This window comes from Amycolatopsis pretoriensis, assembly GCF_900107925.1.
Lineage (GTDB): Bacteria > Actinomycetota > Actinomycetes > Mycobacteriales > Pseudonocardiaceae > Amycolatopsis > Amycolatopsis pretoriensis.
This window is the reverse complement of sequence record NZ_FNUJ01000001.1, coordinates 870876-882953: the sequence shown is the minus strand read 5'-3', so window position 1 is coordinate 882953 and position 12078 is coordinate 870876. Positions and strand designations below refer to the sequence as shown.

At 74.5% G+C, this 12078-nt stretch carries 7 protein-coding genes and 2 pseudogenes; 3 read left to right on the top strand and 6 right to left on the bottom strand.

Translation table 11 applies throughout. From position 1 onward, the window contains the following. The first annotated feature begins 14 nt into the window (after window positions 1–14). Together BLV96_RS04205 and BLV96_RS04200 are read left to right on the top strand one after the other, a co-directional pair. The gene (locus BLV96_RS04205) at window positions 15–236 is read left to right on the top strand and encodes a hypothetical protein (protein WP_086685143.1); all 222 of its coding nucleotides are present in this window, start codon (window positions 15–17) and stop codon (window positions 234–236) included. A gap of 20 nt (window positions 237–256) precedes the next feature. Next, entirely contained in the window at window positions 257–1456 is a 1200-nt protein-coding gene (locus BLV96_RS04200) for a cysteine desulfurase-like protein (protein WP_086685146.1), read from the top strand. 381 nt (window positions 1457–1837) lie between these two features. Here BLV96_RS04200 and BLV96_RS04195 read toward each other — a convergent pair whose 3' ends face one another. From BLV96_RS04195 to BLV96_RS04185, 3 genes are all read right to left on the bottom strand, one after another. After that, window positions 1838–3478, bottom strand: coding sequence for a PucR family transcriptional regulator (locus tag BLV96_RS04195; RefSeq protein ID WP_244180036.1), 1641 nt, complete (start codon window positions 3476–3478; stop codon window positions 1838–1840). 87 nt (window positions 3479–3565) lie between these two features. After that, window positions 3566–7171, bottom strand: a complete 3606-nt coding sequence (locus BLV96_RS04190) for a discoidin domain-containing protein (RefSeq protein ID WP_086684111.1) — start codon at window positions 7169–7171, stop codon at window positions 3566–3568. A 328-nt stretch (window positions 7172–7499) separates the two neighbouring features. Next, entirely contained in the window at window positions 7500–8378 is an 879-nt protein-coding gene (locus BLV96_RS04185) for a MerR family transcriptional regulator (RefSeq protein ID WP_086684114.1), read from the bottom strand. A gap of 386 nt (window positions 8379–8764) precedes the next feature. Between BLV96_RS04185 and BLV96_RS04180 the strand changes: the two genes are divergently transcribed. After that, window positions 8765–9145: an STAS domain-containing protein gene (locus BLV96_RS04180; RefSeq protein ID WP_086684115.1), complete on the top strand. Its 381-nt coding sequence runs from the start codon at window positions 8765–8767 to the stop codon at window positions 9143–9145. 13 nt (window positions 9146–9158) lie between these two features. Here the strand turns inward: BLV96_RS04180 and BLV96_RS51435 are convergent. The 3 genes and pseudogenes from BLV96_RS51435 to BLV96_RS04170 form a co-directional block, all read right to left on the bottom strand. Further along, window positions 9159–9797, bottom strand: a pseudogene (locus BLV96_RS51435) (AfsR/SARP family transcriptional regulator); the annotation flags it as partial. Between the two features lie 195 nt (window positions 9798–9992). Then, window positions 9993–10640, bottom strand: a pseudogene (locus BLV96_RS51430) (response regulator transcription factor); the annotation flags it as partial. A gap of 175 nt (window positions 10641–10815) precedes the next feature. Then, entirely contained in the window at window positions 10816–11982 is a 1167-nt protein-coding gene (locus tag BLV96_RS04170; protein WP_244180035.1) for a sensor histidine kinase, read from the bottom strand. Window positions 11983–12078: the final 96 nt, after the last annotated feature.

The window sequence follows — 12078 nt, the reverse complement described above, 5'->3', positions numbered from 1 at the left end:
GCCAGCCTGGGCGGATGGGGACACCGACCGGCTTCGCCTACCGCGTGGACGAACGCGGCACCGTCACGATCACCCACCACGGCCGCCCGGCCGGGACGCTGCGCGGGTCCGCCGCCGCGCGCTTCCTGGCCGCCGCCGACCGCGGTGACGACCGGCAGCTGCTGCTGGCGCGCGCCACCGGCAACTACAAGCACGGCAACGAGCGGCGGGCCCGCGAGCACCCCCGCAACCGCTGAGTTCCTGGCACGCTGGCGCCATGAGCTACGACGTGCGGACGATCCGCAAGCACTTCCCCACCCTCGCCGCCGCGCACTTCGACGGACCGGGCGGGTCGCAGGTTCCCGACGTCGTCGGCGAAGCCGTGGCGGGGACGCTGTGCGCCGCGATCGCCAACCGCGGCGTCGTCACGGCCGCCGAGCGCCGGGCGAGCGCGGTGGTCGCCGAAGCGCGTCAAGCCGTCGCCGACCTGCTCGCCGCCGACCCGGCCGGGGTCGTCTTCGGGCGCAGCATGACGCAGCTGACGTACGACTTCTCCCGCACGCTGGCCAAGAACTGGGGGCCCGGCGACGAGGTCGTCGTCACCCGGCTCGACCACGACGCGAACATCCGCCCGTGGGTGCAGGCCGCCGAAGCCGCCGGCGCGACCGTGCGCTGGGCGGACTTCAATCCCGCGACCGGGCTACTGGCCACGTCCGCCGTCGCCGGGCTGCTGTCGGACCGGACGCGGCTGGTGGCGGTGACGGCTGCGTCGAACCTGCTCGGCACCCGGCCGGACATCCCGGCGATCGCGGCCGCGGTGCACGACGCCGGCGCGCTGCTGTACGTCGACGGCGTGCACCTCACGCCGCACGCACCGGTCGACGTCACGGCGCTGGGAGCCGACTTCTACGCGTCCTCGCCGTACAAGTTCCTCGGCCCGCACCTGGGCCTGCTCGCGGCGGCGCCGGCGCTGCTGGAGACGCTGCGCCCGGACAAGCTGCTGCCGTCGACCGACGCGGTCCCGGAGCGGTTCGAGCTGGGGACGCTCCCGTACGAGCTGCTGGCCGGCACGACCGCGGCGATCGACTTCCTGGCGGGTCTGGTGCCCGGCTCGGGCTCGCGCCGCGCGCGGCTGCTGGGCTCGTTGTCCGCCTTGGAGGACCACGAGAACGCGCTGCTCGCGCGCTTGGACACCGGGTTGGCCGCGCTCCCGGGCGTGACCCGGTACGGCGCGCCGGACCGGCACCGGACGCCGACGGTCCTGTTCGCGATCGACGGCGTCGCGTCGCAGACGGTGTACGAGCACCTCGGGGCTTCCGGGGTGAACGCACCCGCGGGAAGCTTCTACGCGATCGAGTGCTCCCGGCACCTCGGGCTGGGCGACACGGGCGCGGTGCGGGCGGGGATCGCGCCGTACACCACGGAAGCCGACGTCGACGCCCTGCTGGCCGGCGTCGAGTCGGTCCCGCGGTCCTGAGGTCCGCTCAGCTGGGGTCCTGGTCCAGCTGGGTGGCCTTCACGGCGTTGCCGACCTGGGTGCATTCGTCGGCGGTGATGCCCGCGGTGCCCGCCTTTTTAAGGTCGGTCGTTAATCACCGACATTTCGGGCGGGGCCGGTCGCTGGTGCGGGGACGGGGTGGGGCTGCGGCGGGAAGCGGGCGCCGGGGATGGGTGGGGCCGCCGACGCCGGGTGGGCTGCGCGGCAAAGCGGTGCCGCCGTGGCGCGAAGCCGCCCCGCTCAGGCCGGCTGTCGCGGCGAAGCGGGCGCCGAGCGGCGTCCGAACCGCCGACCTAAGCCCGGCGGCGCGATTCGGTTGGCTGTCATGGCGAAGCGCGCCGGGGCAGGCCGAAGCCGACCTCAACTCGCCGGCGGTGCCACCACCCTCAACTGCAGCATCGCCGCGAAACGAGCCTCCGGATCCGTCATATCGAACCCCCCGACCTCCGCCAATCGCCGCAGGCGGTACCGGAACGTGTTCGGGTGTACATGCACCGCCGCCGATGCCGCGATCACGTCGCCGAAAGCGTCGAGCCACGCCCGCAGCGTCTCGACCAAATGGGCGTGGTGCTGCTCGTCGTAGTCGAGCAGGCGGGCGACCGGGCCGGTCGGGCGGTCGCCGCGGGCCGCCACCAAATCCTGCAGCTCCAACAACAGCGCCTCGACGTGCACGTCGGCCAAAGCCGCCACCCGGCGGCCGGCTCCGCTGCCCGACCGCAGTACGCGCAACGCCCGGTCCGCGCTGTCGCGGGCCTCCGGCAGCTCCGCCGCGCTGCGCGCCACCGGCCCGATCCCGATCACCGCCCGGACTCGGTCGCCCACCCGGTCCAGGAAGTCCTTCGCGATCCGCAGCGCGCGGCGCTCGCCGTCGGCGTCGCGGGTCACCGGTACCAGCCCGTACGCGGTGTCGCCGACGAGCGCCGCCGCGCAGCGCGGGTGGACCGCGCTCAGGTGCATCGCCAGGCCGTCGGCCAGCCGCTGGCGCTCGGTCGCGACCTCCGCGTCCTCGGCACCGTTCTCCAGCACCGCCAGCGCCAGCACGACCACCGGCTGGTCCGCCAAACCCAGGCGGCTCAACGCTTCCCGCGCGGCCGCCCCACCTTCCAGCGCCGTGCTCAGCAGGTCCGCGCGCAGCCGGCGTTCGACGTCGGCGCCCGCCCGGACGCGCAGCAGGTGCAACGCCACCAGCCGGGCCGCGTCGCACAGCGCCTGGGTTCGGTCGGCCGTCAGCGGCTCGCGCACCGCGGCCCAGATCGAGCCGAGGATCTCGTCGCCGGCCCGGACCGCGACGGCCACGCGGGGGATCATGAACCCCTCCGGGCTTTCGTCCGGCCGGTCGACGTACACCGGCCGGTCGCTGCGGTAGAGCTCGCGGAACACGCCGCGGTCGGCCAGCATCCGCGAGAACCGCTCGGGCACCTGCCGGCCCAAGATGGTTTCGACGCGCGAGGGGTCGGCTTCGTCCTGGCGCCCGGAGAACGCGAGCACGCGCGAGCGGCGGTCCTCGATGGTGACCGGCGCGTCGATGAGCGCCCCGATCGCGTTGGCCACGGCGAAGAGATCGCCCGACGGCAGCCCGGCGAGGGTCTCGGGCTCGGCGTCGCCGACGTCGCCCTCGGCCAGCAGCGACCGCAGCATCGCCGCGAGCTGGGCCCAGGACGCGCCGCGCGCCAGGCTCAGCAGCGCGACGCCGGACTCCTCGACGGCGGCGGTGATCGCGGCCGTCACCGTGACCGGCGCGCGCAGCACCAGCCCGGCGGCGTCGTGGCGGGCCAGGACCCGCAGCTGGCGCACCACCTCGTCGGGCTCGGCGAGGCCGACGCCCAGCACCAGGGCGTGCTGCGGCAGGGCGGGTTCGTCGAGCGGGTCGTGGATGGCGACGCCGCCGATGCCGCCGGGCCGGTCGGCGTCCCCGAGGACGAGGTCCAGGAGCGTGCCGCCCAGGTCGTCGAGGACGCGGCCGAGGCTGGCGTGCGGGCGCAGGTTCACCGAAACGAGCACCTCCCGAAGCTAGGCGGGACGCCGCCAGCCTAGTTCGTCGGGAGGGACGAATTCACGTCTCGGATTCGTGCGCCCGCACCAATCGGGTCACGACGTCAGCTTCGCCGCCACGTTGTAGGCCTCCACCTGCAGCCGGGCGCCCGGCACGCGCCGCCGCGGCTCGACGCGGACCGTGCGGCTCTCCCCCGGCAGCAGCCAGAAGTAGTTGTCGCCGTAGCGGGTCGGCAGGACTCGGTCGGTGCCGTTGCGCTCGCGCAGCGACAGCCGGATCATCGCCGCGACCGTCTTGCCGTCGTTGCGGATCGTCGCGGTGAAGGCGTCGCCGTCGGCCTTGAGCGACGACGTCAGCCGCGCGCCCGGGAGCTGGTTGAGCGCACGCATGGCCGCGTCGCTGCGGTAGCGCCAGTACGTGTTCTCCGACAGCACCGCCCCACCCGCGTCGGTCAGGGTCAGCCGGAGCAGGTGCAGGTCGGGGTGCGCGGCGTCGAACGGCACGGTGAACGCCGCCGCGCCGACGTTCGCGGCGACGTCGAGCTTCTGCTGCACCGCGGCACCGAGCGAGGCACCGGCCAAGGAGAACAGCCGCGCGGTCACCGTCACCCCGCTCAGCGGCGCCGGCGTGTGGTTGACGACGCGGATCTGCCACGTCGTCAGGTCGGCCTGGACGTGCCGGGCCTCGCAGCCCTTGCGCGCGCCGTAGTAGCTGCCGTTGACGTCGAGGTCGTAGTCGTAGGTCTGCCACACCGTGCTGTGCCAGGCCGGGTGCGACATCCAGAGCAGGACGCCGGTCGCGTCCGCCCACAGCTTCGTGTTCCACGCCTCGAAGATCGCGCGCATGTTCTCGTAGTTGACGAACTGCGCCTTGCGGCAGAACTCCGCCAGGCTCGTCGAGGGCGCGAGCCGCGCGTCGATCGCGGCGAGGTAGCTCTGCGGTGACTGGTTGCCGCCCGTGGACCAGTCGTGCAGGAACCACGGCGCGCCGATCGGCCAGCCCGGGTCGTCCGGGCCGACGAGGTTGCGCATGCTCTCCACCACCGACACCGTCGGCAGCCCGATCTCGCTCCAGAACCCGTACTTCCCGCCGGTCGCCTCACCGGTGAAGTACCGCTTCGGGTCCTGCCAGAAGTACGGCCCGTCGCCGGTGATCACGCCACCCGCGGAGTTGCCCTGGTAGAGCAGATCGGTGTGGTCGTGGACGATGTCCCGCAGCGCGTTGTCGATCACCGGCGGCGGAGTGCCCTCGTTGCAGCCGAACCAGACCGTCGCGCACGCGTGGTGGCGGTAGCGCAGCACGGTGTCCTTCGCCTGCGCGAGGAAGACGTCGTGGTTGGCCGGGTCGGTCGACCAGCCGTCCCAGAACTCGTTCCACAGCAGGATGCCGTACTTGTCGCAGGCGTCGAACAGCTCCTGACGGTAGGACGAGCCGACCCAGTTGCGCAGCAGCGTGAAGTTCATGTCGCGGTGCATGCCGACGACGGCGTCGGTGCGCTCGGCCGGCATCCGGCGCAGCAGCTCGTCCCAGCCCCAGCTGCCGCCGCGGGCGAACACCTTGACGCCGTTGACGAGGAACGTCAGCGGCTTCGGGCTGTTGTCCACCGACGCCGCGTCGGTCCACGTGTCGCCGTCCTGCGACACCTGGATCTTGAAGGTCGCCGCGTACGCGGTCTCCCAGGTCAGCACGACCTTCTCGAACGCGGTCGCGGCCCCGAGGTCGACCTGCAGCCACTGGTTGTCGTCGTAGGCCGAGGTCCAGCGCGTGTTCGGGTCGCCGTCGAAGGCCCGCTCGGGCGGGTTGCCGTCGGCCACCGACAGCGAGGACGCCGCCTTGCCCTGGGCCACGTCGGTGCCCGAGCCGTCCAGCACGGCCATCGTCCAGAGCGAGAAACCCCAGCTCGTGGCGCGCTTGAGGCCCTGCATCCGGACGAACCGGGCGGTCTGCGGCGCGAGGTCGACGGTCTGTGTGGCGCGGCCGTCGGCGATGACGATCGGCAGGTCGTACTGGTAGCCGATCTCGCGCAGGCCGATCTTGACCGTCCGGCGGTCGCTGGTGCTCGCGCCGATCGCCGCGGTCAGCGTCAGGTCGTAGAGGTTCGGGTCGCCGTAGCCGTTGGGCCACCACAGCTTCGGGTTCTTCACCACCTGCTTCGGGAACGCGACGTCGGTGGTCTGCCCGGGCGGCACGGTGACCGTGGCCGACACGCTGACCGGGCCGAACGCGGCACTGACCTTGACGCGCTGGGCGGTCGCGGCGGCGTTGCGCACCGGCACGGTGAGCGTCACCTCGGCCGTGTCCGCGGCGGGCACCACCGTGTCGACGCGGACGTCACCGAGGACCGCCGCGCCGGTGGAGCGCAGGCGGACGTGGTCCCAGATGCCGGACGCGCGGTCGCGCACCGCGGGCATCCAGTCCCAGCCGGACACGGCCAGGTAGGTCGGCGAGTTGTCGAACATCGTGCTGCCGGCGTCGCGCCAGGAGCTGCCGTCGGCGCCCTTGTCCCCCGGGCTGCCCGGACGTGGCATCGGCGCGATCTTCACGGCGAGGGCCTGGTCGCCGGAGCGGCGCAGCGCCGCCGTGACGTCGAACGCGCCGCGGCCGAACGGGTGGCTCTGGGTGCCGATTTCGGCGCCGTTGAGCCAGATCCGCGCTTCGTGGTTGACGCCGTCGAACTCGAGCCAGACGTGCCGGCCCGACGAGGTGTCGAGGCCGCGCGGCAGGGCGAAGCGGCGGCGGTACCACCAGGCGTGGCGGGACAGCGCTTCCGGGACCTGGAGCTGGTTCATGCCGGAGACGGGATCGGGCAGCTGACCCTGCTCGACCAGGGATGCCAGGACGGTGCCCGGGACCGTGGCGGGGAGCCAGCCGCGGGTGTCCACAGTGGATCCCGAGAGGGCCTTGCCGTCGGCGGTCGGCGCCCAGTCGTCCATCGTGAGGACCCAGCCGGACTCGAGCGGCACGGTGCCGTCGGCCGCGACGGCGAGCGCGGGCGGGTCGTCGTGCGGACGGACCGGGAAGCTGGTCCAGCCGTGCACCGCGGGCCGGTTCTGCGGGCCGGTGCCGAAGACCTGGAAACCGTTGAGGCCCAGCGGGTTCGTCGTCGAGCGGCTCGCGGCGCTGAAGCGGACCCAGCGGGCGGTGACGGCCGGCAGCGGGATCGTGACGACGCCGCCCGTGCCGGCGTCGGTGTGGTGGACGGTGCGCCAGGCCTTGCCGTCGCCGGAGACGTCGAGGTCGAAGGAGACGGCGTAGCTGGAGAGGATCTCGAAGCCGCTGGTGTGGCTGCGGGAGCCGGCGGCGTCGAACGCGGCGTCGCCGGGCTGGGCTTCGAAGGTGAGGACGACCGAGTCGATCCGGCACTGGCCCTGCAGGTCGACGACGATCCACTGGCCGTCGCCGTCCGCGGCGCGCCAGCCGGAGCCCTTGACGCCGACCTGGGCGAGGCCGTCGACGGCGAAGCCGGCCGGGGTGGCGGCGTAGGCGGTCGAGGACACCTGCACCGGGCGGAACAGGGCGAGGTCGGTCTTCGCGACCTGCGCGCCGGCGGCGGCGGGCGCGGCGGACGCGACCCCGGGCAGGACGGCCGCGAGGCCGAACCCGGCCAGCAGCCCGGTCCCGGCGGTCAGGACGTGCCGCCGCGAAACGGCGGTCACCTCCGCCGGCTCGACATCGGCGGCGATGCCGTACTCCTCCGCCATGGGGGAACTCCGTTCGGGAGTGGGTGACAACGTTGCCAGGAAGCTTCCGCCGCGCGCGCTGGGAGCGTCAAGAAGACAAGGAGGACAAGAATTAGGAAAAATGACATCGATGTCGGCGAGCGGCTCACGGTGTCCCGGTCAGCGGGGATCGGCGCGGGTGCAACGAATCCGCATCCGGCGCGCGGAGCCGGTGGAGTCCGGGTGGCCGGCCCGCGACGACCGCCCACCGTGGCGTCGCGAATGACGCATTCGGGACCTCCGAAGCCGCCAATGGGTCATTCGCGACGCTCGACTCCGGCGGCCGAGCTCTCCCGCCCGGCGACGCCGCCTAATTCCCCGCGTTCGCCACGGCCAGCTCCACCGCCGACGCGAGGTCGTTCACCCGGGCGAAGCCACGGTCACCGAGGTGCTCCCAGCCCGGCCCCGCCGTCCCGACCACCCGCCCCAGGTCGCGCACCCGGGCCGCGAGGAGGTCGTCGGCCGTCGGGGGTGCCAGCGACCACAGCAGCACCAGTACCGGGTCGAGGCGCGCGGCCAGGTCGGCGACCGTTTCCGCCGGGACCAGCTGCCCCAGGTACGCCACCGGGATCCCCGCCTCGGCCAGCGTCGCGCGCAGGGCCTCCAGCGGCAGCGAATGCCGCTCCGCCGGGCAGCAGGCCAGCAGCACCGGACGCCCCGGCACCGCCGCCGGGAAGCGGCGGCTGAACCGCTCGAACGCCAGCGAGATCTCGGTCGTCAGCGCCCATTCCGACGCGAAGCAGACTTCGCCGCGCTGCCAGCGGTCACCCAGGCCCCGCAGGACCGGGGCCAGGACGTCGGTCCACGCCGCCGCCGGGCCGAGCGTCGCGAGGGTTTCGTCGAGCAGGCCCGAGACCGACGCCGACCTCAGCTCCTCCGCCGCCTCCTCGAGTTCGCGCACCCGGCGGGCGGCCGGTACCTCGGGTGGTTCCGCGGGTCCGCCGAAGGCCGCCGCGGCCGCCTCGCGCACCGGCATCCCGCGCCCGACGAGCCGCTGCATGTGCTGCAGCCGGCGGACGTCGGCGTCCGAATAGCGGCGATGGCGGCCGGCGCCGCCCGCCGACGGGCCGATCCCGTACCGCGCGCTCCAGCTGCGCAGGGTCACCGGTGAGACGCCGAGCAGCTCGGCGACCTTGCCCGGCGCCCAGGCACCGGCCGCGGACGGCTCGTCGACGCTCTTCCGTTCCACCGTTCCCCTTCGCCTCGATCGCCGCAGCTTAGCGACGACCGGATCATGGGGCAGGTGGCGACACGGTGGACAACCCGGGCGTAGGAGACGAAGCGGCCATAACGACCCGAGCCGCGCCCAGGGGACGCGGCGGCGGGGCGTCGACCTGCCGCGTCCCCTTTCGGCGCCGCCCGGCGCCGGGACCCGGCCCGCGTCAGCCGGATCCGGCGGCCGCGGGGTGTGGCAACCCACCACGGCCGGCCCGTCGCGAAACGGTTCTGCCACCCCAAGTTACCGCTGATCGCAACGTTCGTGCATCGTTATCCCCCGGATGCCGCAGCGAGCAACCCGCTTTGGCGCGTGATCTCGGACGGCGTTGGGTACTTCGCAGCACAGGAGGGACTCCGATGACCGAGAACCGCACTTCGCCCCGCTTCGCGACGACGACCGACGCGGGTGTCGTGACCGTGCACTGCGCCGGCGACCTCGACCTGGCCACGACGTCCAAGCTGAGGGACGTTCTGCTGAGCCCGTTCGCCGGCGGCGCCGAGGGGGTCGTGGCCGACCTGACCGAGACGACGTTCTGCGACTCGACCGTCTTCAGCGTGCTCGTCGAGGCCTACCGCGAAGCGCTGGCGCGCAAGATCCCGTACGCCATCGCGGCCGCCCGGATCGCCGTCGCCCGGCCGCTCGCCATCCTCGGCCTCGACCGCGTGCTGCCGCTGCACCTCGAGCTCGCCGAGGCCCACGCCGCGCTCGCCGGGACTCCGGCCGCGCGCGTCTCCTGACCGCGGGGACCCCTCAGCCGGGGAAGTCCGGGTGGAGCACGTCGTCCAGCACGGCCCGGTGCGCGCGCCGCAGCTCCTCCCCCGGTTCGACCCCGAGGTCGGTGGCCAGCCGGTCGCGGATCCGGCCGTACACGGCGATCGCCTCGGCGCGGCGGCCGGTGGCCTGCAGCGCCCGCATCAGCAACGCCCCCACCGGCTCGCGCAGCGGCTCGACGGCCAGCACGGCCGACAGTTCGTCGGCCGTCTCGGCGTACCGGCCCAGCCCCAGCTGCAGCCGCGCCTTGCGGGTCAGCATCGCGGCGCGGCGCTCGGTCAGCCGCAGCCGCTGACCTTCGGCGAACGGCCCCGGCAACCCGGAAAGCGGCTCGCCGTGGAACAGCCCGAGGGCGGCGGACCAGGACTCGACGGCGGCGGCCGGCTCGTCCGCTTCTTCGGCGGCGGTGGCGTCCGCGGCCAGCTCGGCCAGCCGCGCCGTGTCGATCCGGACGCCGTCGACGGCGAACCGGTAGCCGCCGCGCGTGCGGCCGATCACCGAGTCCGGCGTCCGCTCGCCGGGTGCGCGCAGGCACTTGCGCAGCCGGTGCACGTACACCGGCAGCACGCGGCCCCCGGTCCCCGGCGGCTCCAGCCCCCAGACGCCGTCGAGCAGCTCGGCCGGGCCGACCGTGACGCCCGGGCGCAGCACCAGCGCCGCGAGCAGGGCCTGCTGGCGCACCGGCCCGAGGTCGAGCGGGGTGCCGCCGCGCCAGGCGCGCATGGGTCCCAGCACCGAGAACCGCAGCCCGGGCAGCGGGGCCGGCTCCGCGACGGCCGGCCGCACCGGGGCGTCGTCCACAGTGGACCCGCGCGGGCTGACGATGCCGTGGTCGAAGGCGTACACGACGGCCGCGGCGCGGTCGCGCAGGCCGAGCTTGGTGAAGATCCGGCCGAGGTGGCTCTTCACCGTCAGCTCGGAGACGACGAGCGCGGCGGCGATCTCGGCGTTGGACAGCCCGCGCCCGGCCGCGCGCAGCACGTCCAGCTCGCGGGGCGTCAGCAGGCCCGGCGGCGGACCACCGGGCTCTTCGGCGGGGGCGCGCCGGTAGGTGGTGAGGACGCGCGCGGTCACGGAGGCGTCGAGCCAGGCGTCGCCGGCGGCGACCGCCCGGACGGCGCGGATGAGGTCCTCGGCGGGTGAGTCCTTGAGGATGTAGCCGACGGCGCCCGCGCGCAGGGCGCCGGCGAGCAGTTCGTCGTCGTCGAAGGTGGTCAGGGCCAGCACCGGCGGCCGGCCGCCGATCCGCCGGGTCGCCTCGATGCCGTCGACGTGCTTCATCCGCAGGTCCATCACGACGACGTCGACATCGAGGGCGGCGAGGGCGGCGGGAACTTCGGCGCCGTCAGCGCACTCGCCGGCGATGACGAACCCGTCGCGCCGGCGCAGGATCCGCCGTAGGCCGGAGCGGACGAGCTCCTGGTCGTCGACGAGCAGGACGCGGACTTCGCCGGCGGTCACGGGCCCGGCGGTCACGGGGTGCCGCCCGTGGAGATGCAGCCCGAGTCTTCCGGTCGCGCCACCAGCTCGGCACCGCGCCGCCCGGCGGTCACGAGGCGCCCGCCCGCGGGAATGCGGTCCGAGTCTTCCGGTCGCGCCGCCGGCTCGACACCACGCCACCCAGCGCGCCCGGCGGTCACGAGGCGCCGCCCACGGGCACGCCGACCGTCACGACCCAGTCCGGGCCCTCCGGTCCCGCCGTCAGCTCCGCGCCGAGCTGGCCGGCCCGCGCTGCCATGCCCCGCAACCCCGAACCGCCCGTGGCAGCCGGCCTCTCGCCGGGCAGCCGGTTGCGGACGACCAGCCGGGCCTCCGTCGCGCCGATGTCGAGCCGGAGCCGGGCCGGTGCGCCGTCGCCGTGCTTGGCGATGTTGGCCAGCGACTCCTGCGCGATGCGGTAGAGCCCCAGCCCGGCCAGGTCCGGCACGGCGGCCACGTCGCCCTCCTGCTCGTAGTGCACCGCCAGCCCGGCCGCGCGGGTGCGCTCGACCAGCGCGGGGATGTCGCGGGCGCCGGGCAGCGGGCGGGTCCCGGCGGGCGCCTCGGCCAGCAGCCCGACGGTCCGGCGGATGTCGGCCATCGCCGTCCGGCCGACGCGTTCGGCTTCGGCGAGGCCTTCGAGGGCCTCCTCGACGTCGCGGTCCTGCTGCAGCGCGTGGCGGGTGCCGGTCAGGTGCAGCAGCGTGATGCTCAGCGAGTGGGCGACGACGTCGTGCACCTCGCGGGCGATCCGCTGCCTTTCGGCGAGGACGGCCTGGTCGCGGGCGGCGTCGCGGGCCGCGCGTTCGGCGTCGAGGGCGCGGACGTACCAGCGCATCATGAACCCGCCCGCGGCGCCGAGCAGCACGGCGGCGACGTAGACGGGGAACCCGACGAGCCCGACCCGCGCGGCGGCCACGGCCAGGGTGGCGACGCTCGCGGCGGCGACGCCGTAGGCGATGGCCGGGCGCGCGATGGCGGCGGTCTCGGCGGCCAGCACGACGAGCACGACCGGCGCGAAGTCCGGGACGGCGGGGCGCGCGAGCAGGACGGCGACGGCCGCGAGCACGGTGAGCGCCTTCAGCCACGGCGGGACGATGGTGCCGGTGACGGCCCAGACCAGCGCGGTCACGATGGCGAGCAGCCCGGCGAGGGCGATCGGTGCCGGCGGCGCCAGCGCCCCTCGCTGCGCCACCGCCGCCACCGCCAGCACCACCCCGAAGGCGGTGACACCCACGGGGACCCACCACGGCAGCCCGATCCCGGCGCGGCCGAGGCTCGTCTCCAGACGGGCCCGGATCCCGCTCACCACCCTCGCCCCCACGACGGACAGCCTAGGAAGCGCGCGGGGCGGGCGCATCCGGCCCGGGGAGGAAGTTGCGGTTCACCGGGATTTCATCGGCGCAGGTCCGTCCACTGT

Excerpts from the sequence above, each read along its gene's own strand:
- BLV96_RS04205 (WP_086685143.1), top strand. The coding sequence starts at position 15 with ATGGGGACACCGACCGGCTTCGCCTACCGCGTGGACGAACGCGGCACC.
- BLV96_RS04200 (WP_086685146.1), top strand. The coding sequence starts at position 257 with ATGAGCTACGACGTGCGGACGATCCGCAAGCACTTCCCCACCCTCGCC.
- BLV96_RS04180 (WP_086684115.1), top strand. The coding sequence starts at position 8,765 with ATGACCGAGAACCGCACTTCGCCCCGCTTCGCGACGACGACCGACGCG.
- BLV96_RS04190 (WP_086684111.1), bottom strand. The coding sequence starts at position 7,171 with ATGGCGGAGGAGTACGGCATCGCCGCCGATGTCGAGCCGGCGGAGGTG.